Origin of the sequence: Coraliomargarita algicola (genome assembly GCF_033878955.1) — a bacterium.
GTDB lineage: Bacteria > Verrucomicrobiota > Verrucomicrobiia > Opitutales > Coraliomargaritaceae > Thalassobacterium > Thalassobacterium algicola.
Genome location: NZ_CP138858.1, coordinates 1,671,187 through 1,694,489, shown reverse-complemented (window position 1 = coordinate 1,694,489; position 23,303 = coordinate 1,671,187). Strand labels below are relative to the sequence as shown.

The window sequence follows — 23,303 nt, the reverse complement described above, 5'->3', positions numbered from 1 at the left end:
TGCAAAGGCAGAACTGAATATAAACTTTCAATAGAGCGTTACCCGATGAGCCTATCGTCTACCAAACCGCATCCGTATGGGGCGATCCCTTCACCACGTCAGTTGCAATGGCAGAGTACGGAACTGATGTCTATTGTGCACTTTAGCTTGAGTACTTTCGCGGACAAGGAGTGGGGCTATGGTGAAGATCCCGCTTCGCTGTTTAATCCCAGTGCGTTGGATGCGGGGCAATGGGTGCGAGTGGCGAAAGACGCCGGTATCCAGGGCATGATTCTAGTGTGTAAGCATCACGACGGGTTCTGTCTATGGCCGACGAAGACTACCGAATATTGTGTGCGGAATAGTCCATGGAAAGAGGGGCAGGGGGATGTGGTCGCCGAAGTGTCGGCGGCGTGTCGTGAGTATGGACTTAAGTTTGGCGTCTACCTCTCTCCTTGGGACCGTAATCATGCGCAGTATGGTCGTCCCGAATACGTGGCAGTATATCATCAACAACTCACTGAGTTACTCACGCAGTATGGTCCATTGTATGAGGTGTGGTTCGATGGCGCTAATGGCGGCGATGGGTACTATGGCGGGACAAATGAACGGCGCTCGATTGATTCTGAAAGCTACTATCAATGGGATCAGATCAAGGCTTTAGTGCGAAAGCATCAGCCTGAGGCTTGTATGTTTGGCCTTGAGGATATCCGTTATGTCGGCAACGAAAGTGGTGTTGCAGGGGAGACGTGCTGGGCGACACAGACATTTATCGGCCATCCTTCGGCGCAGCAGAGTGAGTCTCCTTCCACGTTGGGGGATCGCCATGGCGAGTGGATGCCAGCTGAGTGTGACTTCCCCTTACGTAAGGGGTGGTTCTTTCACGCCAACGACTGGATTCGTCAGCCTGAGAAGCTGTTTGATATTTATTGCACGTCAGTTGGGCGTGGCGGTGCGATGAATATTGGTTTGGCTCCCGATACCCGTGGTCTTTTGCATGACGATGACATTGTTGCGCTGCAAGGTTGGAAGGCGCTGATGGACCAAACGTTTGGAGTCGATCTGTTACAATCAAATGTCACAGGAGTGTCAGCGAACAATGTTCGAGCAGGGGATTCACAGTATGCTGCGAGTTGTGTGCTCGATGGTGAGGCTGGTACTTATTGGGCTTGTGATGATGATCTGCCCCATCCTGAGCTGGTATTCGAATTGGATACTCCGATTACTTTTAATCTACTTTCCATTGGTGAGTTCTTACCGCTTGGCCAGCGTGTGGATGCATTCTCCGTAGATATATGGACGGAGGGGCAGTGGCAAGAAGTCGGCACGGCGACGAGCATCGGGAATCGGCGTTTGCTGATTCTTAAGAATGCGCAGGCTCAGAAGTTCCGCATCCGTTTTACCGACTGCGCCGCTTGCCCCGCAATTCGTGCGGTTGCTCTGTATCGGGCTCCCATTGGTCTGATTCTACGGGGGCAACTGTCCATCGTTCGCAACCGCGAGGGGAGGGTGACGATACGTTCCAGCAATTCCGGGTTGACTGTGCGCTATACCCTCGATGGCTCTGAGCCTAATCGGAGTTCTTTGCTCTATACCGGGCCTTTTCCGTTTACTCAAAGTGGCACGATTAAGGCGTTTGGCTACATTGAGAATGTCGAAGGCGCGCAGATCGCGAGTGTTTCCTCCACCTTTGGCATGGATCGTCGTGGATGGTCTGTTGTAGACGTGAGTTTAGATAGCCCTTTTACTAACGACGGCATCGCCGGCGTGGAGAAATTGCTGGATGACGATCCCGAGACCTACTGGCATACTTATCATGCTGACAAAAAAAAGAGCGCACCACCACATGATGTGACCCTTGATATGGGGCAAGCGGTGCCGGTCAAAGCCTTTACTTTTCAGCCGCATCTAACCACGGGGATACCGTGCGCCATTCCAGATAAATATGAGTTTCACCTGAGTCTCGATGGTGAATCGTGGACACTCGCCGCCGAAGGTGAGTTTGGCAATATAAAGGCCAATCCGGAGATGCAGCTGGTCCCGTTGATGCAGCCGGTCGTAGCTCGTTATCTGCGCTTTGTTGCGCTGCATGTAATTGATGAAGGGAATTATGTAATCGTCGCAGGGCTCGGGGTGGTCGAGGCGTGATATTGTTTTTTATGACTAATAACTCAAATGCAACCATGGCCTGTCCGGCCTTTCCTGATAATATGTATCATGGCTATCGTCGTCATGATTTTCAAATTGGTGAAAATTCGATTACCGTAATTGAGCCTCATGCTGCAATTCCCGGCCGACGCTGGGTTTGGCGAGCGGAATTTTTTGGTGCGTTTCCAGCCTTTAATTTAGAGATGCTGCAACGAGGCTGGTGGATCGCCTATATGAATGTGGGCAATACCTTTGGGTGTCCATCGGCTATGGCGCGCTTTGATGTTTTCTATCAGGAGATGACTGAAAAATACGGCTTTCACAAAAAGCCAATTCTCGAAGGCTTAAGTCGTGGGGGATTATATGTTTATAATTGGGCCGCTCAGAATCCTGAATCGGTCGGTATGATCTACGCAGATAATCCGGTGTGTGATTTTAAGAGTTGGCCCGGGGGGCAAGGTATGGGTCCAGGCAGCAAGGGCGATTGGGAGGCTTTATTGAAGTGTTATGGTTTCGAGTCGGAAGAAGAGGCACTTGCCTGGCCGAGCAATCCTGTGGATCAGCTCGCGCCGATCATTGCCGCTGGAATACCTCTAGTGCACTCCTATGGAGATGCTGATGAAGTGGTGCCGTATCAGGAAAACACTCAAGTGATCGCCGAGCGCGCCGAAGCCTTAGGCGCTCAAGTTCAACTCTATCGTAAACCTGGGTGTCGGCATCATCCGCACGGTCCTGAAGACCCCGTCGCTTTCTCAGACTGGGTTTTGGCAAATGTTCTAAATTAAACTCGCTCGCTGCGATGCTTATGTCTGAAAATACGCTTCAACTTGTCGTTCCCACCGCTGCTCAGCTTGAGTGGATGGATCGTGGTATTGGCGTCATCATTCATCTGGATGTTCAGGTTTTCGAACCTGATTATGCCTTTCGTGAGCAATGGGGCTATACGCCCGATCCTGCTGTCTTTAATCCGAGTGAACTCGATACGGATCAGTGGATTGCTACGGCCAAGGCTGCGGGGGCAGAGTACGCTGTGCTGGTTGCCAAGCATTGCAGTGGTTTCTCACTTTGGCCCACTCAGGCGCATGATTATAGTGTCCAATCGAGCCCCTGGAAAGATGGACAGGGCGATATTGTTGGTGATTTTATTCAATCGTGTCATAAATTCGGCTTAAAACCTGGGCTTTATTGCAGTGCGGCCACGAATGCGTATATGAATGTGGATAATCCAGGTCGGGTTCGAACAGGTGATCCCGAAGAGCAGGCCAATTATAATCGAGTGATCGAGTTACAGCTCTCCGAGCTCTGGGGTAACTATGGTGAGATTTTCTATATTTGGTTTGATGGCGGGGTCTTACCGCCGGAAGAAGGGGGGCCTGACATCGTGCCACTGCTTGAGCAATTGCAGCCTCATGCAGTGGTTTACCAAGGTCCGCATGATTGGTATTCGTTGACACGTTTTACAGGCAACGAACGAGGCGAGGCGCCCGATCCTTTTTGGAATACCACTCATGACTTCACCTCAGATGATGGCACGGTTGAAGTCGATGATCGTGGTGGCTCGCCAGATGGTGCACGTTGGGTGTGTGGTGAGGCGGATTTACCGAATCGTGGTCAGTTGCAGGCGTTTCAGGGCGGTTGGTTCTGGCGAGATGGCGAGGAGCGATATCTGTATTCCGTTGATCACCTTGTAGAACGATATTTTAGCAGTATTGGCCGCAATACCAACCTCCTGATTGGTATGGTTGTGGATGACCGGGGATTGGTGCCTGATGCGGAGCGTCTACAATTTGAGCAGTTTGGAACGCGCATGCGACAGATCTTTACTGAGCCTGTTGCGAAGACTGCGGGCACGGAGTATTCGTTATCACTCTCGCTGCCGGATGGTCGTGCGCCCACAGTGCTGCTCCTTAGTGAGGATATAGCTCAGGGGGAATGTGTGCGTCGCTTTGAAGTCGAAGCATTGATGTCTGGTATTTGGACGAAAATTTGGGCTGGAACTGTCATCGGTCACCATCGTATCGAGCGTTTTGAGCCTATCCATGCCACAGAGCTTCGGTTGAATATTCTCGATCGTGTGGCATCGCCACAGATCACAGAGTTCAGTGCATGGGAAGTGGAGGCGTCCTTGTTAAGTGGCCCACTGGATATGACGCAACGCTGCCAAATTTGCATCCAACGTGGCGCGAGTGGATTGGTGGAGATGTCTTGTACCAATCCCGCACTATCGCTTCGCTATACCCTCGACGGCAGTGAGCCGAATGCCGAATCACCGATCTATGACGCTCCGTTTGCCCTGCCCGGTGGCGGCACGGTAAAGGCCAAGGCCTGCATTAACCACTTAAGCCAAAGTCCCACGGTGACTGCGATTTTTGGTGTCGATCGTCAAGCCTGGCGCGTGGTTCGAACCAGCTTAAATAGTCCTTTCCCAAATGGTGGCGCTGCTGATGTGGTGCATTTGTTGGACGATAATTCAAAGACCTACTGGCATACCTATCACACGGATAAAAAACTCAGTGCCCCGCCACATGAAGTGGTGCTTGATATGGGGGCCGAGCGGGAAGTCGCCGCATTTACTTTCTTGCCTCGCAATGACGGGAGCTACAGCGGTACGCCCGATCAGTATGCATTTTATCTGAGTGTAGATGGGCATGGCTGGACACTTGCCGCTGAGGGAATATGGGATGATTTGCGTGAGAACTTGGGCATGCATATTGTAGAACTCTCTCAATCGGTGCTAGGCCGTTATTTACGCTTCGTTGCAAAACATGCAGTTGATGATGCTGACAATGTTATTGTTGCTGGAATCGGTATCATCGAATCGAAGGTCTAATCTTCCTAGTTTGACTCTAAAAATGAAAATAAAAATATACATAATTTTATGCTCGATGTGGACGCTGGCGACTTGTCTGGCGCGGGGCAATGTCGTGATTAAAGACGGTGATTCGATTGCGTTTCTCGGCGATTCGCTCACTCAATTGGGCTATGCTCATCAGCCTAATGGTTATCTTCACTTGGTCATCGAAGGTCTGGAGCATGCAGGAGTGCAAGCTACAGCGATTCCGGCTGGTGTCGGTGGTCACACCACCCGAGATATGCTACAAAGGTTGGATCGTGATGTGATTTCGAAACATCCGACTTGGATGACGCTTAATAGTGGGATTAATGATTCACCGCGAATGGATCTTGCAGAGTTTAGCGCCAATATTGCAGAGATCGTCGATCGCAGCACTGCGGCTGGGATTAAGGTGATCTTAATTACCACTACCATTGGGTCGGGGGAGAATTTGGATTCTCCGGAAACCGCTAAACGTAAGACCTTTGCAGAGGCGTTTAAGCAGCTCGGTCAGGAGCGTGGTTTGATCGTCGTCGATATGAACACTGTAATGGCTCGGGAACTCAGAAAACGACAGTTTGAGGGCATTCAGGGGCTCAAGCTCACATACGACGGGACCCATTTGAATGGGCTGGGGAATCAGATCATGGCGGCGGAAATTCTTCGTGCATTAGGCGTAGCGGAGTCGGACCTTGCCGAACTGCGTGCGAAGTGGAATGATTATCCGTTTGCAGTGGCTCAGCCTAAAATATCTCTGCGGGACTATGCCAAAATGAAGCTGCTTGCGGAGGAGAATGGACTGAGTGTGGAGGCGCAAGTCTCAAAGGTTTTGACTGATCTCGCGGCGACTGGCGATCTGCCTATGCCCTCGGATGAGCCTTCAAAAACCGTTAAACTCAAAGTAATGCAAGATTGGGATGATAGCTCAACCAACGATATTAAGTTGATCGAGTTACTTGAGAAGTATAATGCCAAAGCGACCTTTAATATTATCCCGAGAACGGAGCGGGGCTACGGAATCGTAAAGAAAATCAACCCCGCCAAAGGTGCCTCTTTTTCGTTTGTGCCACGGGACACGGAGGGCGGATTTGAGTTTGAATATTTACGTACGGATGAGATGAAGGCGATCTATCAAGGGTTCACACTGGCCGCTCACTGTAATTTTGCCAATGACGACAGTCCCAGATCTGTGGAGAGTCGCCAGCGAGCGCTGACGGAGACCATGCGTTGGATTCGAGAAGACTTTGGACAAGAGCATGTCGGTTATGTCTATCCTGGTGGAAACTATAATCAAACTGTCTTGGAAGCCGTTCGTGATGCCGGCTATTTATACGCCCGAACGACGCGATCCGTCGAGGGCGCGTTGCCACTGGATACACCGATGGAGCTGGCCACGAGCTGTAAATGGGACAGTTCGCAATTTTGGCAACGCTATGAAGCTGCAAAACGTGAGGGTGGTGTATTCTATTTTTGGGGACATTCTTGTGAAATGGGCGACGACCCCGATACCTGGGACAAGCTGGAGCGTATCTACGCAAGGATTGCGGCCGATCCAGATGCCGAGTGGATCGACCCCGTCGATCTGTTTATACCGTCGGAATCATCACTATAATCATAAGAACACTCGTATGAATATTATTAAAAAACTTACGCTGACTACGCTGTTTCTAGCAGCTCTGAATGGTTTGCTGGCGAAAGAACTTCAACCTGGTGAGAAAATGGCAATCCTGTCGGGCCAGAGTTTTGAAACCTGGGGATGGGGCCCTTCCGGCTACATCCGGCTGGTGGTTGAGGAACTCGGAAAGACTGGAGTGAGCGGGGCGGTTTCCATCTGTCTCGAAAATTGGAAGACCTCTCAAATGTTAGCTGCGCTTGACTCGGAGGTCATTGCAAAAAAGCCCGCGGCTGTTCTCATTATTCCAGGCACGCGTGACTATAATGTATTTAAAGGAGAGCAGGTGGAGGAGTCGTTTAAGCAGAATCTGAGTGCTGTCATTGAAAAGCTACAGACCGCTCAAATTTCTATGGTGCTGGTGACTAGCTATGCGAAGAATAGCAAGCCCTCCGAGCGTCGTAATGAGAATACGCTCGCACACAATAATGCCATCCGGGAATTGGCTCAAACGTATCAGGTAGCGTTGATTGATTTCGTCGAGTTGCTTCACTCTTCGGATACTGTGGTCCCGCTCGATGGCAGTCTCGCGGCTAGAATATTGATCAACCAAATGTTGGCGGCGGAGGTGTTGCGCGCGCTCGATATGAGTGATGAAGCCATCGCGGCAGCGAAGGAGTCCTGGCTAGATATTCCAGGGGTTCAATTTCCACCTTCCTTATCGGTCAACACCTACGAGCGCCTGAAACTTGCAGCGAAAGCTTCAGGTATGGATCCCGCCGACTATATCACTGAATTGCTGCATAACTGTGTGAACTAGTTCGCCTTCTGCTCCTATGAAGTCCATTTTACATCGTCAGTCAGAATTGGAAAATCCGGCTCTGACACATCAATCGAGGCTGCCCGCACGCGCAGAATGGTTCGCCTATAGCGATCTAGCGTCCGCTCTGGCTTTTAAGTGCGAGGCGTCACCGTGGCGTTGTTCACTCGATGGTGCGTGGAAGTTTCACTTAGCGGATTGTCCGAGTCATGTTCCAGCTAAGTTTCAGTCGAGTCGTTTTGACGATACGAAATGGGCGACTTTGCCAGTTCCTTCACACTGGCAGTGTCAGGGCTATGATGTTCCACGTTATACAAATACGAAGTATCCCTTCCCGCTGGACCCACCCTATGTGCCTGAAGACAATCCGACTGGTTGTTATCGGCGAACATGGACCCTTCCTGCAGCATGGGATGGGCGTCGGACTTTGTTACGCTTTGATGGGGTGGACAGTGCCTTCCATGTTTGGATAAACGGTGTTCAGGTGGGCTTCTCCAAGGGGAGCCGAATGGCTGCTGAGTTTGACATCACCGCAGCACTGATTCCTGGAGAGAATGTGTTCGCAGTCACTGTCTATCGTTGGTGCGACGGCAGTTATCTTGAAGCGCAGGACATGTGGTTGTTGAGTGGTATTTTTCGAAGTGTGAGCCTGCGCAGTGAGCCCTTGGTCTCGCTTTGGGATGCCGAGATACAAACGAAACTTTTGGCCGACTATAGTTCTGCACAACTAAAGATGGATCTCGCTCTAGAGAACGTGGGAGCCGCTGCCGCAGATCTTAGCTTGGAGGTTCAGCTCTATGATGAACAGGGGCGTCGTGTCCCACATGCACCACTTGTCAGTCAGGTGACCGTCGCGGGAGTGACGCGTCGGAGTCTTTATGTGACAATCGAGCGTCCTCAGTTATGGACTGCGGAGACGCCCGTGCTCTATACTCTGGTATTACGAATCGATGTGGATACCTACATTCCATTTCGGGTTGGATTTCGCGAGGTGACGATCGAGGACGGATTGCTGCGAATTAACGGTGCGCCTATTATGTTGAAAGGAGTCAACCGGCATGAATGGGATCCAGAGACGGGGCGCGCGCCAAGAATGGGAAACTTACGCAAGGATTTGTTGCTGATGAAGCAGAGCAATTTCAATGCAGTTCGTTGTAGTCATTATCCCAACATTAGTGAGTTTTACGATCTCTGTGATGAACTTGGGCTGTACGTGATGGACGAAGCCGACTTGGAAACACATGGCTGTCAGGCTGGAGGAAATCAGGGCTTGCTCAGTATGGATACGGCATGGCTGCCTGCCTATCATGATCGTGTGGAGCGGATGTTTGAACAAAACAAGAATCATCCTTCGATCATTATATGGTCGGTGGGCAATGAATGTGGTTTTGGGGAGAATATCGAAAAAGTATGTCGATGGATAAAAAGTCGCGATCCACACCGGCCGGTACACTATCCGCAATCCAGTCAGAATGCGCCTACGGTCACAGACTTCCGGCAGTTCGGTTATTGTAGGCTTGAGCGAGTGCATGAAATGGGAGAAATGGAGCATGGTGGCTGGCCTGCAATCGCTACGGAGTATGGGCATGCTATGGGGAATGGTCCCGGTGGTTTAGCCGATTATTGGGACGCATTTTACAAGTATCGGCACCTGCAGGGGGGATTTCTCTGGGAGTGGATGGATCACGGCTTGTTGACGCATACCGCTGAAGGGCAAGATTACTATGGCTATGGCGAGGACTTCGGCGATGAGCCCTCCGATAAAAATTTCTGTATCGACGGGCTCTTATTTCCAGATCGCAGCCCCAGTCCTGCGTTAAACGAGATCAAGAAGGCGATGCAGCCTGTGCGCTTGACTTTAGTTGAGCTCAGTCAGGGCTTGTTTCAGATTCAGAACCGTTTTGATTTTTCTAGTTTAGATCACCTGAGCCTTTGTTGGTCGGTTTGGCGGGACGGGAAGAGAATCGAAGAAGGCAGCATGAACTTGCCGCCACTTGAGCCTGGCCACATCGGCTCGCTCACCGTGCCGTTTACGATTCCAAAGCCGTTGCATGCGGATTCATGCGCTTTTCTTAACGTCGATTTTGTATTAAAGGAAGATTGCTTGTGGGGGCGCGCTGCTCATGTGTTAGCTTGGGATCAGTTTGAATTGCCGATGCCAGCCATCGTGACGGCGCCAGCGTTAGCACGCTGCACTTCACGACTGAATGCGGAATTGAGAGGCGAGATTTTAAAGGTGTTCGGCACAGATTTTCAGCTGAACTTTGACTGTGTGCGAGGCACTTTGGCAGCATGGCAGGTCGGAGATCATCAACTGTTAGAGACTGGGCCCGAATTGAATGTATGGCGTGCACCGATTGATAATGATGGTGTGCATCGGCGCCGACAGCGCGCAGGTGAGTGGGAGCAGGCCCGGCTTTTTGAAATGTTCTTTCGTCCCCGTGCATTGGAATTTGAGAACAATGGATCAGAGCGTGTCACTGTATACATCGAGGGGCAAATGTTGCCGCAGGCCTATAGTTTGGCCTATGATTGTCAGTTCGTGTATACCATTCTTAATGACGGGCGCTGGTTTGTGGACATGCAGGCGGTTCCCTATGGTGACTGGCCGGAGGTTGTGGGCAGGTTGGGGATGAAGATGGCCTTGCCGCAGCGCTACCAACAAGTCGAGTGGCTGGGGCTCGGTCCTGGCGAGTGCTACCCTGACAGCCAAGCCGCTGCGCGTGTGGGCCACTATTGTGCTGGTATTGATGAGCTACATACGCCTTACGTATTTCCACAGTCCAATGGCACTCGAATAGGCACTCAACGATTGGCCCTGCGTGATCAGAGTGGTTTCGGCGTGAGCGTTGTGGGGCGCGATGATTTTGGCTTTAATGCTGGGCGTTATTCGGAACAAACACTCGCCCGTGCCATGCGCATTCTAGACTTGGATGATTCGGGCTGTATTCATCTTAACTTGGATCATAGCATTCGCGGTCTGGGCAGTGCGAGTTGTGGCCCGGAGCCAGAGGAACGATATGAGTGCCGCCCGCGGCCCTTTGGGATGCGAATGCAAATGGCGCCCATCCTACCGGGGGCGGAATTGATGGCAGAGGCTGTGAGCTGGATCGATTCACCTGAGAGCTTTTCTGCGAATCAAGTTAAACGTGTGGGGAAGCCGCTGTCGGCCTCTGTTAATCAAAAGCACTTTGTACACCCAGAGGAAAATTTTGCTTGTTGATCATAAGTGAAACCAAATGGTGTGGTATCAAGGCGAGCCAAATGCGGATAATCCGGTTCGCTATCGCACGTTCTTTCCCGCATTGATTCGCACTGGGCGCCCCGGCTGATCAAACGATGGGGATACAGAACGCTTCACCAGCAGGCGGGGGCTATGGGGTCTTTATTTTCAATACTGGTCGTAACTTTTTCTGGATCTCATTGCTGATGATCTCATAGGCCGGACCCTTCCAGTGGTATTGATCCCCGCTTGCTAGTTCCAGTCTGTCGGCGAGTATGGAATATACATCGATGATTTCGATGCCTTCATCCTGCATTACTTGGCGAGAGATGTCGTTGAGTCGAATGACTATATCATTCTTTTCGCCTAATGCATTGACCTCTTGATTCGGAGCTGGACGTTTTGCGGTATGAGGGGTGGTCATCAAGTAGAAGATTTTAGCTTGTGGGGCTCCCTTCTTGAAGGATTGAGCGAGTTGGCTCATGCGTTTGTATATTTCTTCATCGGAGACTTGGTCCGGAGTCCAGTGGAGTGAATGCAGGCCGTTATTAAACACAATGGCATCGAATGGGTAGCTGGCAGCCATTTCTGCCATAGGCTGTTGCGGGACGTGGCCGTTGATGAAGTGCACGCAGTGGAATAGATAGGCATGTGCTTCCAGTAAGTCCGGGATCAAATACCTTTGGTATCCCATCGAGATGGAGTCACCGTAAATCATGACTTTAGGCCATTCCGGGTGCTCCACTTGAGGCACGTCGAGAGCCCAGCCCTTGCCGGCCACTACGCCACGCGGATGTTCTTCTTCCGTTTCTTTATCCGAGGTATATACGAAGTCGGGGCCGTAGACTTTGACTTCGCTAATAGTGACATCCATGGGCAGTTTATCTTCGTCGATGTTACGACCGATCCACATGGGTTCATTGTTTGGGGTGACCTCCATATAGCATTTTTTATAGGGAACTCCATCAATATAGAATGATGCAAATCCGTCTCTCAGCGAGAGTGTGAAAGTATATGGAGTGTTGAGTTTCGGCCCGCTTTTGCCGCCGATCCCATTACTTCGCATGACTACGTTGTTGACGACAGTGAACACTGCACGTGCATACCATGGGTCACTTCGATAATTCATGGAAAAGCTAAAACCACTGTCCTCTGTTCCCTGCTTCTTCATGGCAGTGAATCGGGCATTTTCCACAAACTCATTGATGGAGGCTGTTACTTGAACTGTGTAATTCTTCGGATCCTTGAAGGCATCTGCTGGAACTGCAAAGGCAGCACCGGCTTTTAGTGTGATTGTGCCGTTTACTCTTTCGATGTGACCGGATTGTAGTTCCGGGGGGATTTCGTTGCTGGATAAATCCCAGACGGGGTGGGGGCTTGCTTGCGCCCAGGCGAATGTGGTGATCGTCAAGAGGATCCATTGCGTGATGATTTTTCTAAGATGCGTCATGATCTGCAGTATTTGGGTTTATTTCGCGCTGAGCCTTGGGGGAAACTCTTTGAGTCGATTCGGCATAGATACCGATCATTCTTGTATGAAAAAGCTAATCATTAGAAACGCAAGCAGTCCCTTATTCTATTATAATGTTCGAGGAGCTTTGGATCGTCTGAGCGATTGTTAGTTCATTTTTTTGTGGAACTCTGGGCTTCCCGATAGCGACATAAGTCCTTATTGTATCTACTATTATGAATGAGATCATTGCCATTTTTGCCGGAGTTGGGCTGGCTGCTGCCTGCGGATTTCGAGTTTTTGTGCCACTTTTTATTGCCAGTCTAGCTGCCAATCAGGGAATTGATGCCCTCGGTGGTGTGAATTTTGAGGATATGATCGGCGCGAATTTTGAATGGTTGGGCAATGATTGGGTGACGATTGCGCTGGGGGTGGCGACGGTTTTGGAAATCGGCAGTTACTACATCCCTTGGCTGGACAATGCTTTGGATACGATCGCTACGCCAGCCGCAGTGGTGGCAGGCACCTTCATTTCCGGGGCGATGCTGCCCGAGTTTATGGGGAACGACGCCTTTAAATGGATTACGGCAGCGATTATGGGAGGTGGCACCGCTGGCATTGTGCAAGGCGCATCGGTCATTACACGCGGTGCTTCGACGGCGACGACTGGGGGGATCGGCAACCCGGCCGTTTCGACTGCAGAGCTGGGAGGCTCTATTTTGACTGCGGGGTTGGCTGTGATGATCCCCATTTTAGCTGCAGTTCTAGTTCTGTTTTTGCTCTATTTCTTTATTCGAACCATCTACCGTTATTTCGTGCGCCGCGCTGCGAATAAGCGAGCTGGGCAGGTGAGTGCTGCTGTGCCAGCGGCTGCAGAGCCCCGTCCTCCTTTGCCACCTGGTTTGTAGCATTACAATGGCAGATTTTAAGATTTGGCTTGAAGCGACACGTCCTAAAACACTGCCTGCTGCGGTGGCACCCGTGCTGTTGGGCACCGCGATGGCACATAGTCAGGGGCAGTTGCTTGTTGTGCCCGCGCTGATATGTTTGGGCTTTGCTTTGTTGGTGCAGATCGGGACGAATTTTGCAAATGACTACCTCGATGGCGTTAAGGGCACCGATACTGATGCGCGCTTGGGGCCTCGGCGTGCGGTGGCTTCTGGGCTAGTCGCTCCTGCCACGATGAAAGCGGCGACGATTGGCATACTGGCCTTTGCCTTTTGTCTGGGCTTGAGCCTAATTTATTTTGGTGGCTGGTGGTTATTGGCGATCGGTATTGCGAGTATTCTATGCGCATGGATTTATACCGGAGGTCCTTACCCATTGGCTTATAATGGCTTAGGTGACCTGTTTGTTGTTTTGTTTTTTGGCCTCATCGCTGTTGGCTGTACCTTCTATGTGCAAACAGGCAGTATTCACCAGGAAGTGGTGTGGCTCGGCTTGGCTTGTGGCTTGGTGGTTAACAACCTATTGGTCGTCAATAATTACCGAGATCTGGAAGAGGATCGCAAGGCGCAAAAGCGCACACTCGTCGTAATGTTAGGCAGGCGCTGGGCACTGCTACAGTATGGAGCTTCTCTGCTGTGGGCCGGGGCGGTGCTGATCTGGCTGGCATGCCAAGGCTATGGAGCTTTGGTTTTACTGGGATGGATTCCTGTTGGCTGGGGGCTGTATCATATGCGGAAATTACCGCAAGCCGAGCAAGCCAGTGATTATCTCATGTGTTTGAAAAGGGCCGCAATCGTGGTGGTCGCTTACGGTTTGTTGGTCTCGCTAGGACTTTTTTTCGCCTAGTCTGTCTTCTTCAGTGTGCACGGTATGTGCCTGCTTGTCGTATAAGCTACGGTAGAGTTCACTGCTGGGGTAGAGTTCGCTGTGGCTACCGCTGGCTACGATTTTGCCTGCATCAAAGACTAGGATACGGTTGGCGTGTTGAATGGTGCTAAAGCGGTGCGCGATGATCAATACCGTGCGACCTTTGGATAGATTCTCCAGGGCCGCCTGTATTTGGTGTTCACTTTCCGCGTCGAGTGCTGAGGTTGGCTCATCAAGAATGATGATAGGCGCGTTTTTCAGAAAGGCACGGGCAATGGAAATGCGTTGCCGTTGGCCACCGGATAGGCGGGAGCCACGCTCGCCGACTTCAGTTTCGTAGCCATCGTCCAAGGCTTCGATAAACTCGTGCGCATTGGCCATTTGGGCGGCAGCTTTGATTTCCTCCAAGCTGGCATCTGGTTTGCCGATCCGGATGTTATTGGCGATGCTGTCGCTGAATAGCAGCGCTTCTTGCGAGACCAGTGCGATGTGACTGCGCAGTTCAGATTTGAGAACGTCGCGCACATCGATGCCGTCGATACGAATGCTGCCCTCTGTGACGTCGTAGAAACGGGGCACCAGGTTGGCAAAAGTCGTTTTGCCTGCGCCACTGGGGCCGACGAGGGCCACTACCTCGCCTGCTTGAATTTCTACCTGAATGTCGTCCAGCACCACGCTGTCGTCCGTATATTTAAATTGCACCCGCTGCATAGAAATTTGGCCCTTCACACTGCCGAGGCTTTGCGGAGCAGTTGTTTCGGGCACGGTATCGACTGTATGCAGCACAAATTCCAAGCGATCCAGCGAGGCTTCGGCTTTGCGAATCGTATTGGAGACAGAGCCCAGCTTCTTGACTGGCTGGTAGCACATGTAGAGCGCTGCGAGAATCGAGGCCAGAGCGCCTTCATCGACTTCATTGACGACGGCCACATAGAGCGCGATCACGATCGCGAAGGAGGTGACTAGCTCAATCAGTGGAGTCAGTGCCTTATCGTATTTGACGACCTTTAAGGATTTTTTTAGAAAATCCCGGCAGGCGGCGCCAAAGCGTTCGCTCTCACGCGCTTCCAGATTGTATGCGCGGACTTCACGTGTGGCGGACAGATTTTCGTTGAGCACATGGTTCAGTTCGCCGGCTTGTTTTTGAGCTTTGCCAGCCTTCTTTAGGATGCGAGTGCCAACTATTTTAACGGGCAATACGCAGGCGGGCACTGAGGCGAGTGCAATTAGGATGAAGCTAATGTCATTTTCTTGAGACGACAAATAAACTAAGTAGGCTGCGGCGCTGATGAGCGTGGCTGGTTCCTTGATCAGACTGTCGACCACTTTGACAATTGCACCTTGTAGTTGGCTGGTATCGCCCATGACGCGACTCATCAAGTCGCCCACTTTATTGCGCCCAAAAAATGCCAATGGTAGGCTTTGAATATGATCAAATACCATTCGCCGTACTTGTTCCAGCACGTGCATGCCAGAGAAGGCCATTAGATAAGAATTGGCAAAACTGCCGAGTGCTCGAAAGATAAAGACCGCGGGGACCATCGACAGTATACCAAGGAGTTTCCAGCCAGTTGGTCCGTCTGGTTCGGTGACGAGCGGCACGAGATACTTGATTACTAGAGGCAAGCCAAAGCCTGATGAGGCGGCATAGATAATACCAGCCAACAGCCCGAGTGCAAATTGCACACGGACGGGCTTGAGGAATTTGAAATAGGGGCCGAAGCGTTTGATGAACATTACTTTAAGGTGTTTTGTCGGCTCTCTGGCTGCCAGTTAACGGAGAGAGCTAATGAGCTTACGATCACAGTCTGCTAGGCTTGTGTCGAGTTTCATTCTATTTGCCAATGCGGCACTTTTGGGGGGCGCCAGGGAGCTTGTCTAGATCAGATTTTTTTCATTTCTAATGATTTTGTAGGATAAATATCAGCTGACTTGACTGGGTGGACAGTTATCGAGCATGCTCACGCATTTCAATGGCAAAGCACTTAATACCTGAAGAGGAACGCTATCGAGGCCCAGTTAAATGGTTTCAGTATATCTGTGCTCGTGCCTTGATTTCGGTTTTGGCGCATTTACCGATCCGCTTAACTTATCGAATCGGGCGCGGCATCGGTTGGTGCGCTTGGAGCTTGCTGGTCGCGCGGCGGGCGGTGGTGCGTAAGAACCTTACAGTGGTGAATTCCTTTCTGGCCGCACGCCAGAAAAGTGGGTCTTCAACTGCCGACGCATGCCGCAGTCTTACTTTAGAGGAGCAAGTTAAGGAGGTATTTAAGCGCTCAGGAGCTAATTTATTAGCGAGTTTTCCACTCTCCCGAGTGAGCCCAGAGCGTATGGGGCAACATCTTGAAGTCGAGGGTTTTGAGCATTTACGGAGCGCTCTAGAGCAAGGCAGAGGGGCTGTTATGTTATTAAGTCATATGGGACCTTGGGAGGTTTTGACGCATCTGCCACAGATTGCAGCTGCGCACGGGGTCGTCGCTCCACTGGCTGCGATGTATCGACCTTTGAATAATACCTATCTCGATCAGTGGATTCACCGCCGCCGTGAGTCTGTAGGAACTCGGCTTTTTAGCCGGCGTGATGGTTTCCATCAACCAGTCGACTTTATTCGAGCCGGTGGGGTGCTTGGTATTCTCGCGGATCAGAAAATGAGGCAAGGAGAGCGAGTGTCTTTCTTTGGGGTTGAATGTAAAACTTCGCCGATCGCAGGGTTATTTCATCGCCGCTCAGGAGCACCCATGCTAGCGATGTCAATAGAAACGGTGGGCTTCGCTCAGTGGAAACTGACCGTTGATTTCGTCGATCTTACGGGCGTCCCTGAAAAGCCCAGCCGTGAAGCCCTGTGCCTCGTTTGTAATCAGGCCCTAGAGCGAGTGCTGGGGCGTAGCCCATGTGATGGGTTTTGGTTGAGTAAGCGATTTTAAGGAAAACAAGCAGCTCTTCGAAGTTGGTTGCAACTCATGCTTGAGCCTCGAACTATATTACATAAACAAAATATACAATTCATCGTCACTAGATAACATGCTGAACAATAAAAATATACTGATCACCGGTGGGACAGGATCACTAGGGAAAGAACTGACAAAAACGATTTTACAAAAGTGGCCTAATGTTGAGCGCTTGATTATCTATTCTCGTGATGAGCAAAAGCAGTTTCAGATGGCTCAAGAGTATCCAGCTGATCGTTACCCCATGATTCGATTTTTTATTGGGGATGTGAGAGATCTAGAGCGTTTGAAGCGTGCATTCATTGGTGTGGATTATGTGATTCATGCGGCTGCGATGAAGCATGTGCATATTGCAGAGTACAATCCTGATGAGTGCGTGAAAACGAACATTGGGGGGGCGGAGAATGTGATTAAAGCCACGCTCGGTAGCAATGTGACAGATGTGGTGGCACTGTCTACTGACAAGGCCTGTGCGCCGATTAATTTGTATGGAGCTACAAAGCTGGCATCCGATAAGTTATTTATTGCCGCCAATAATATAGTTGGCAAGCAGAACGTGAAGTTCTCGGTCGTTCGTTATGGTAACGTGATGGGCTCGAATGGTTCGGTGATCCCGTTCTTTTTGAGTCGGCGGGCGTCTGGCGTGTTGCCGATCACAGATCCTACGATGACTCGATTTAACATCTCCCTCGCGGATGGAGTTAAAATGGTGCTGCATGCGCTAGAGCATGCATGGGGGGGGGAGCTTTATGTGCCTAAAATTCCGTCATACCGTATTACAGATGTAGCGGAAGCGATTGGCCCTGAATGCGAAAAGCCAGTGATTGGCATTCGTCCTGGAGAAAAAATCCATGAAGAAATGATCACTAGTTCTGATTCGTTTACAACTTACGATCTAGGGGAGTATTACGTCATATTGCCTCAGGTCACTAAGTGGAGTCTGCCAGACTATATAAAGAAATTCGATGCTCAGCTGGTTCCGTCGGGGTTCAACTATACTTCAGGCGATAATGAAGAATTTGAAACTGTTGAAAGTCTTCGAGCGTTGATCGGAGAGCATGTGGATTCGAGTTTTGTTGCCGATTCGTAATATTTAAGCCTGCATATTACGATGATCCCCTACGGAAAACAAACGATCGATGAAGATGACATCGCTGCGGTCGTCGCAGCTCTGAAGTCAGACTTTTTGACCTGCGGTCCTGAAATTGATGCTTTTGAACAAGAGTTTGCCGCAATGGTTGGCGCGAAGCATGCAGTCGTCGTGTGTAATGCCACAGCGGCACTGCACCTTGCGATGCTGGTTGCTGATGTTGGAGTGGGGGATCGAGTGGTCACTTCGCCTAATACATTTTTGTCGTCTGCGAATTGTGCGGCTTTTGTTGGAGCCATTCCAGATTTTGCGGATATAGACTCGGACAGCTACAATTTGTGTCCTGTTGCGCTTGAGCAGCATTGGCAAGCAGATACTAAGGCTGTGGTCGCCGTTGCTTATGCAGGGCAATCACCAGATATGCCGGAAATTGCTCGTGTCGCTCGTGCTCACGGGGCGGTCGTGATTGAGGATGGCTGTCATGGCACCGGTGGCGGCTTTTTTTACGAGGGTGAAAAGTATAAAATAGGGGGCCATCCGTGGGCTGATATGACGACATTTTCGTTTCATCCGGTTAAGACGATGACCACTGGCGAGGGGGGGGTGCTAGTGACGGATAATGCAGAATATGCAGCTAAAGCTCGTTTATTGCGTGGGCATGGCATGGTTCGAGAGCCTGAGAAGCTTGAAGGTTTAGGCACACATGTGGGGCCATTAGCCGAACGAGGCCCCTGGATGTATGAAATGCAGCAACTCGGCTATAATTATCGGATTACCGATCTGCAATGTGCTCTGGGGCGCAGCCAATTGAAAAAACTTCCTCGCTTTATTGAACGGCGTCAGGAGATCGTCGCTAAATACAATGAAGCATTTCAGGCCCTTTCATGGCTTCAAACCCCTCAGGTTTTACTAGAAGCTTCTCGGTCTCAAATTTCCTGGCATTTATATACGGTACAGATCGACTTTGAGGCCTTGGGGAAATCTCGTTCGGAGGTGATGGCGGAACTTCGGAGTCAAGGGGTCGGCACACAAGTCCTTTACATTCCTGTTTATTTACAACCGTGGTATCGAAAGCTCTATGACTACGCCGTCGGTAAATGCCCAAATGCAGAAATCTATTACCAGAAAACGCTTAGCTTGCCACTCTTTCCTGGAATGAATGAGTCGGATGTCGATGCAGTCATCCGTAGTGTGAAACATCTTATCAAATGAGTAGACTCAGAACAGTCGCAGTGATTCCAGCCCGTGGCGGGAGTAAACGTATTCCGAGGAAGAATATCAAAGAATTTTGCGGTAAGCCGATGATCGCTTATTCGATCGAGGCAGCAATTGATAGTGGTCGGTTTGATCAGGTCATCGTGTCCACTGATGATGCAGAAATCGCTCAGGTCGCCAATCAATATGGAGCGAGCACTCCCTTTGAGCGTCCCGCTGAGCTTTCGGATGATCATACCCCAACGATACCAGTTATTCGACATGCGATTCAGGTTCTTGAGGCGCAACAGCAGCTAAAACTTGAATCCGTTTGCTGCATTTATGCGACCGCTCCCTTTCTGCAGGCTTCTAACTTAGTCCAAGGCTATGATTGTCTGCAGGCGAATGCTGACCTGGAATTTGTTTTTTCCGTGACTAGTTACGCTTTTCCGATTCAGCGTGCGATTTACATAGAACCTGAGAATGGTATTGTAAACATGTTCCAGCCAGAGCATGCAAATACTCGGTCACAGGATCTTCGTGAGGCTTATCACGACGCAGGGCAGTTTTATTGGGGGCGACGGGATGCTTTTGTTAATTGCGACAATGTACTTACTTCAAAATCAGCTCCCATAATCTTGCCTCGCTCGCAGGTGCAGGATGTCGATACTTTCGAGGACTGGGATTGTGCAGAAAAACTTCACTACTTAAACATGTAATATATACTATGACTCACAAAAAGTTTGAAACTGAACAGGAACAATTTTGGGCTGGAGAATTCGGTACCGAATACATTACTCGTAATAAAGGAAGTGCTCTTCTCGCCTCCAATTTAAACTTTTTTACTCACGCATTACGCAGTGCAGGTGAGTTTAGTAGCTGTATCGAATTCGGTGCTAATGTCGGAATGAATCTGAAGGCGCTTAAACTCTTGCGTCCAGAACTAAGGCTGCAAGGTATTGAGATTAATGAGACTGCTGCTGCTCAATTAGCTGATTTCCTCGGCGAGGAAAATGTATTTTGTCAATCGATTTTTGAATGGCAATCACAGGAACAAGTTGAGCTATCGCTAATCAAAGGTGTGCTCATACACATTAATCCGGATAAGCTAAAGGATGTTTATCAGGCACTCTATCAGACTTCGAGTCGTTATGTGCTGGTTTGCGAATATTATAACCCTGCACCCGTGACAATAAACTATCGTGGGCATAGTGATCGTTTGTTTAAACGTGATTTTGCGGGTGAAATGATGGAAATATATCCAGATCTCGAATTAATAGATTATGGTTTTAGTTATCGTCGTGATCCCGTTTTTCCGCAGGATGATATCACATGGTTTTTAATGGAGAAAAGAGGTTGAAGTCTGGCAAGATACTCAATGCCTGAGCATTGCTGCTTTGAGATAGAGGTTTAACCTACAATCGTGTGATTTATTCTATTTTATATCCATCTTTATGAAGGCAACTTTACTGATTCGTGCCGATGCGGGCGGCGCGACTGGCACAGGGCATGTCATGCGTATGATTGCGTTGGCGCAGGGATACTTGCGTTGTGGTGGTCGCGTGGTTTTGGCTTCTGTAAATTGCCCTGAAAAGCTGGTAGAACGTGTGCGCAGTCATAATATTGAACATTATTTTATCAATACTAAGCAGCCTGGGCATTTGAATGATGCTCAATTGACTACAGAACTCGCAAGAGAGGTCGGAGCAGAATGGTTAGTCGTGGATGGTTATCATTTTGACTATGACTATCAGAAGTATGTCAAGCAAGCTGGGCTATCACTGCTTTGTGTCGATGATTATGGATACTCTAATCGATGGTTTTGTGATGTGATATTAAATCAAAATTTAGATGCTGATCTCAATTTTGAATATGTAAGTGATTTGGAGGACACACAGGTATTGGCAGGGGGGCGTTTCTGTTTGTTGCGCGAAGAGTTTTTGAAGGAAAAAGCTCAGCCTCGGAGCTGGGGGAAAATTGAATGTTTGCTCGTAACCTTAGGTGGATCCGATTCTGATAATGCAACTGAAACGGTTTTGCATTTGTTAAATCAATTTGCTTTTCGCTCCTTGCTGATACGTGTTTTAGTGGGAGCAGATAATCCGCATGTAGAGCGCTTACGCTCAATTAAAAGTCACCATCACATGGAAGTTGTGCAGAATATAACTAACATGCCAGAGCAATACGCTTGGGCGGATGGGATTATTTCTGCCGGTGGTAGTACCTGTTGGGAATGGCTCTATTGCGGACTTCCTGGGGCGATTGTGACAATTGCTGATAACCAGTTGCCCATCGTTCGTGCGCTAACAGAACAGCGTAAGGCGGCACTGTCGCTGGGGTGGTTTCATGAGATTCATGTCAATTCTTCATCTTCAAAGCTAAAGTCATGGCTGGAGGCCCCGAGTTCGATCACGGATCGTAATGTTGCTTGTAACTTGGTTGATGGTATCGGGGTTGAGCGAGTATGTCAGATGCTTTCTGATGGCTTTGAAGTTAAATAAATTAATATATGAAAATCTCTATACTATGCTCGGATGCGACGCACCCTGTGAATGCTTATCTTAACCAGTGGATATCCAGTCACGCGATGCATGAAGTTGCATTGATGAGGAGACGAGACGAACTCGATTCTGGTGATCTTCTTTTTCTTATTTCCTGCAGCGAAATCATTGATCGTGAGGTGCGGGATCGATTTAAAAAAGTCTTAGTGATACACGCCAGTGATTTACCACTTGGGCGTGGCTGGAGCCCGCATGTGTGGCAAATCGTTGAGGGAAGTGAAAATGTATGTGTGACGCTATTGGAGGCGGAAGATCATATCGATAGTGGTGATATTTGGAATAAAATATGGGTCGCGATTCCTGTTGATGCATTGTGGACCGAAATTAATGACATTATTTTTGAAGCTGAATGTTCTTTGATGGATTATGCTGTAGAAAATTTTCATTCTATTAAGCCAACGCAACAGAATAGGAGCATTCCTCCCACTTATTATCCTAAGCGTACGCCTGCAGATAGTGAGTTAGATCCCCAGAAAAGCATTGCCGATCAGTTTGATTTGATACGCGTATGTGACCCGGATCGATTTCCTGCTTATTTTTCCCTTCGTGGAAGCGAATATATCATACGATTAGAGCGAAAATGAACACTTTTATTAAAATTGGAAATCGAGAAATCGGTTCAAGCTCACGGCCCTATGTGATCGCTGAGATGTCGGCAAATCATAATGGTAATATTGATGCCGCGAAACTGATTATTAATGCTGCGGCGCAGTGCGGGGCGGATGCGATTAAAATTCAGACGTATCGTGCGGATACGCTGACCATTGATTCAGACAAACCTGATTTTGTAATAAATGATGGGTTATGGGCAGGACGCAGTCTCTATGATCTTTATGAGCAAGCCCATACGCCTTGGGAATGGCATGCGTCCCTGTTTGAATACGCGAAGCAGTGTGGGATTACGATATTTAGCTCTCCTTTTGATTCTACGGCGATCGACTTGCTCGAAGATTTAAATGCGCCAGCATATAAAATTGCGTCCTTTGAGGCAGTCGATCATCAGCTTATCCGTTATGCTGCTTCCACTGGCAAGCCGTTGATTATTTCGACTGGTATGGCAGATTTGGAAGAGATTGAAGAGGCCGTTGAGGCCGCGCGTGATGGTGGTTGCCGTGAATTGGCTATATTGCATTGTGTGAGTGGATATCCTGCGCCTGCAAAGGATTACAATCTCAGGACGATTACAGATCTAGCTGAGCGTTTCGGCTGTGTGACCGGTCTGTCGGATCATACCTTAGACAACAGCACTGCGATTGCTTCTGTAGCTTTAGGTGCATCTATCATTGAGAAGCATTTTACCTTGGATCGTTCGCGTGGAGGACCTGATGATAGTTTCTCACTTGAGGCGGATGAGTTGCGAGCTTTAGTTAGAGACTCTAAGACCGCTTGGGAGGCGCTTGGACAAGTTGACTACGGTCGAAAGTCTAGTGAGTCTGGGAACGTCAAATTTCGTCGCTCCTTGTACTTTGTTGAGAGTGTTAAAGCCGGTGAAATAATTGGTCCTCAACATGTCCGTTGCATCCGTCCTGGTTATGGCTTAGCGCCGAAGCATCTGGATACGATTGTCGGTAAGCAGTTGAAAGTAGATGTTCAGTATGCCACGCCGGTAACTTGGGATGTTTTTGTGTAG

General features: G+C 49.5%; 18 protein-coding genes. 16 read left to right on the top strand and 2 right to left on the bottom strand.

The window, feature by feature from the left end; translation table 11 throughout:
* Positions 1–45: 45 nt before the first annotated feature.
* From SH580_RS06445 to SH580_RS06420, 6 genes are read left to right on the top strand one after another with little or no spacing between them, the layout of a single operon-like run.
* The gene (locus tag SH580_RS06445; RefSeq protein WP_319834190.1) at positions 46–2,127 is read left to right on the top strand and encodes an alpha-L-fucosidase; all 2,082 of its coding nucleotides are present in this window, start codon (positions 46–48) and stop codon (positions 2,125–2,127) included.
* 11 nt (positions 2,128–2,138) lie between these two features.
* Positions 2,139–2,912 (top strand): alpha/beta hydrolase family protein, encoded by a 774-nt coding sequence (locus SH580_RS06440; protein WP_319834189.1) that lies wholly within the window; start codon positions 2,139–2,141, stop codon positions 2,910–2,912.
* Positions 2,913–2,932: 20 nt separating this feature from the next.
* Positions 2,933–4,957, top strand: a complete 2,025-nt coding sequence (locus tag SH580_RS06435; protein ID WP_319834188.1) for an alpha-L-fucosidase — start codon at positions 2,933–2,935, stop codon at positions 4,955–4,957.
* Between the two features lie 22 nt (positions 4,958–4,979).
* Positions 4,980–6,572 (top strand): GDSL-type esterase/lipase family protein, encoded by a 1,593-nt coding sequence (locus SH580_RS06430; protein WP_319834187.1) that lies wholly within the window; start codon positions 4,980–4,982, stop codon positions 6,570–6,572.
* A gap of 16 nt (positions 6,573–6,588) precedes the next feature.
* On the top strand, positions 6,589–7,392 hold the full coding sequence (locus tag SH580_RS06425) for an SGNH/GDSL hydrolase family protein (RefSeq protein WP_319834186.1): 804 nt from the start codon (positions 6,589–6,591) through the stop codon (positions 7,390–7,392).
* A gap of 16 nt (positions 7,393–7,408) precedes the next feature.
* A complete protein-coding gene (locus tag SH580_RS06420; protein ID WP_319834185.1) occupies positions 7,409–10,615 on the top strand; it encodes a glycoside hydrolase family 2 TIM barrel-domain containing protein in 3,207 nt (1,068 codons plus the stop codon).
* A gap of 151 nt (positions 10,616–10,766) precedes the next feature.
* Here the strand turns inward: SH580_RS06420 and SH580_RS06415 are convergent, their stop codons facing one another.
* Entirely contained in the window at positions 10,767–12,065 is a 1,299-nt protein-coding gene (locus tag SH580_RS06415; protein WP_319834184.1) for an SGNH/GDSL hydrolase family protein, read from the bottom strand.
* Between the two features lie 236 nt (positions 12,066–12,301).
* Between SH580_RS06415 and SH580_RS06410 the strand changes: the two genes are divergently transcribed.
* Both SH580_RS06410 and SH580_RS06405 read left to right on the top strand, forming a co-directional pair.
* A complete protein-coding gene (locus SH580_RS06410; RefSeq protein WP_319834183.1) occupies positions 12,302–12,973 on the top strand; it encodes a DUF4126 domain-containing protein in 672 nt (223 codons plus the stop codon).
* A 7-nt stretch (positions 12,974–12,980) separates the two neighbouring features.
* The gene (locus SH580_RS06405; protein ID WP_319834182.1) at positions 12,981–13,859 is read left to right on the top strand and encodes a 1,4-dihydroxy-2-naphthoate polyprenyltransferase; all 879 of its coding nucleotides are present in this window, start codon (positions 12,981–12,983) and stop codon (positions 13,857–13,859) included.
* On the opposite strand, the gene SH580_RS06400 is transcribed toward SH580_RS06405, so the two are convergent.
* Positions 13,839–15,617, bottom strand: a complete 1,779-nt coding sequence (locus tag SH580_RS06400) for an ABC transporter ATP-binding protein (protein WP_319834181.1) — start codon at positions 15,615–15,617, stop codon at positions 13,839–13,841. The genes SH580_RS06405 and SH580_RS06400 overlap by 21 nt on opposite strands.
* A 236-nt stretch (positions 15,618–15,853) precedes the next feature.
* On the opposite strand from SH580_RS06400, the gene SH580_RS06395 reads away from it, so the two are divergent.
* The 8 genes from SH580_RS06395 (at position 15,854) to pseI (ending at position 23,303) form a co-directional block, all read left to right on the top strand.
* Complete coding sequence (locus SH580_RS06395; RefSeq protein WP_319834180.1) at positions 15,854–16,804, top strand: lysophospholipid acyltransferase family protein; 951 nt, start codon at positions 15,854–15,856, stop codon at positions 16,802–16,804.
* A gap of 97 nt (positions 16,805–16,901) precedes the next feature.
* Positions 16,902–17,918 carry a UDP-N-acetylglucosamine 4,6-dehydratase (inverting) gene (pseB, locus tag SH580_RS06390; RefSeq protein ID WP_319834179.1) on the top strand — a complete coding sequence of 339 codons (1,017 nt, stop codon included), beginning with the start codon at positions 16,902–16,904 and terminating at the stop codon, positions 17,916–17,918.
* Between the two features lie 21 nt (positions 17,919–17,939).
* Positions 17,940–19,130 (top strand): UDP-4-amino-4,6-dideoxy-N-acetyl-beta-L-altrosamine transaminase, encoded by a 1,191-nt coding sequence (pseC, locus tag SH580_RS06385; RefSeq protein WP_319834178.1) that lies wholly within the window; start codon positions 17,940–17,942, stop codon positions 19,128–19,130.
* The gene (gene pseF, locus SH580_RS06380; RefSeq protein WP_319834177.1) at positions 19,127–19,831 is read left to right on the top strand and encodes a pseudaminic acid cytidylyltransferase; all 705 of its coding nucleotides are present in this window, start codon (positions 19,127–19,129) and stop codon (positions 19,829–19,831) included. Before pseC ends, pseF begins: the two co-directional genes overlap by 4 nt.
* An 8-nt stretch (positions 19,832–19,839) precedes the next feature.
* Complete coding sequence (locus SH580_RS06375; protein WP_319834176.1) at positions 19,840–20,472, top strand: pseudaminic acid biosynthesis-associated methylase; 633 nt, start codon at positions 19,840–19,842, stop codon at positions 20,470–20,472.
* A gap of 94 nt (positions 20,473–20,566) precedes the next feature.
* Positions 20,567–21,613: a UDP-2,4-diacetamido-2,4,6-trideoxy-beta-L-altropyranose hydrolase gene (gene pseG / locus SH580_RS06370; RefSeq protein WP_319834175.1), complete on the top strand. Its 1,047-nt coding sequence runs from the start codon at positions 20,567–20,569 to the stop codon at positions 21,611–21,613.
* A gap of 8 nt (positions 21,614–21,621) precedes the next feature.
* Complete coding sequence (locus SH580_RS06365; protein WP_319834174.1) at positions 21,622–22,257, top strand: formyltransferase family protein; 636 nt, start codon at positions 21,622–21,624, stop codon at positions 22,255–22,257.
* Positions 22,254–23,303: a pseudaminic acid synthase gene (gene pseI, locus SH580_RS06360; RefSeq protein ID WP_319834173.1), complete on the top strand. Its 1,050-nt coding sequence runs from the start codon at positions 22,254–22,256 to the stop codon at positions 23,301–23,303. The genes SH580_RS06365 and pseI overlap by 4 nt, the downstream gene beginning before the upstream one ends.

Coding starts and splice junctions, on each gene's coding strand:
- SH580_RS06445 (WP_319834190.1), top strand. CDS start 46: ATGAGCCTATCGTCTACCAAACCGCATCCGTATGGGGCGATCCCTTCA.
- SH580_RS06440 (WP_319834189.1), top strand. CDS start 2,139: ATGACTAATAACTCAAATGCAACCATGGCCTGTCCGGCCTTTCCTGAT.
- SH580_RS06435 (WP_319834188.1), top strand. CDS start 2,933: ATGTCTGAAAATACGCTTCAACTTGTCGTTCCCACCGCTGCTCAGCTT.
- SH580_RS06430 (WP_319834187.1), top strand. CDS start 4,980: ATGAAAATAAAAATATACATAATTTTATGCTCGATGTGGACGCTGGCG.
- SH580_RS06425 (WP_319834186.1), top strand. CDS start 6,589: ATGAATATTATTAAAAAACTTACGCTGACTACGCTGTTTCTAGCAGCT.
- SH580_RS06420 (WP_319834185.1), top strand. CDS start 7,409: ATGAAGTCCATTTTACATCGTCAGTCAGAATTGGAAAATCCGGCTCTG.
- SH580_RS06415 (WP_319834184.1), bottom strand. CDS start 12,065: ATGACGCATCTTAGAAAAATCATCACGCAATGGATCCTCTTGACGATC.
- SH580_RS06410 (WP_319834183.1), top strand. CDS start 12,302: ATGAATGAGATCATTGCCATTTTTGCCGGAGTTGGGCTGGCTGCTGCC.
- SH580_RS06405 (WP_319834182.1), top strand. CDS start 12,981: ATGGCAGATTTTAAGATTTGGCTTGAAGCGACACGTCCTAAAACACTG.
- SH580_RS06400 (WP_319834181.1), bottom strand. CDS start 15,617: ATGTTCATCAAACGCTTCGGCCCCTATTTCAAATTCCTCAAGCCCGTC.
- SH580_RS06395 (WP_319834180.1), top strand. CDS start 15,854: ATGGCAAAGCACTTAATACCTGAAGAGGAACGCTATCGAGGCCCAGTT.
- pseB (WP_319834179.1), top strand. CDS start 16,902: ATGCTGAACAATAAAAATATACTGATCACCGGTGGGACAGGATCACTA.
- pseC (WP_319834178.1), top strand. CDS start 17,940: ATGATCCCCTACGGAAAACAAACGATCGATGAAGATGACATCGCTGCG.
- pseF (WP_319834177.1), top strand. CDS start 19,127: ATGAGTAGACTCAGAACAGTCGCAGTGATTCCAGCCCGTGGCGGGAGT.
- SH580_RS06375 (WP_319834176.1), top strand. CDS start 19,840: ATGACTCACAAAAAGTTTGAAACTGAACAGGAACAATTTTGGGCTGGA.
- pseG (WP_319834175.1), top strand. CDS start 20,567: ATGAAGGCAACTTTACTGATTCGTGCCGATGCGGGCGGCGCGACTGGC.
- SH580_RS06365 (WP_319834174.1), top strand. CDS start 21,622: ATGAAAATCTCTATACTATGCTCGGATGCGACGCACCCTGTGAATGCT.
- pseI (WP_319834173.1), top strand. CDS start 22,254: ATGAACACTTTTATTAAAATTGGAAATCGAGAAATCGGTTCAAGCTCA.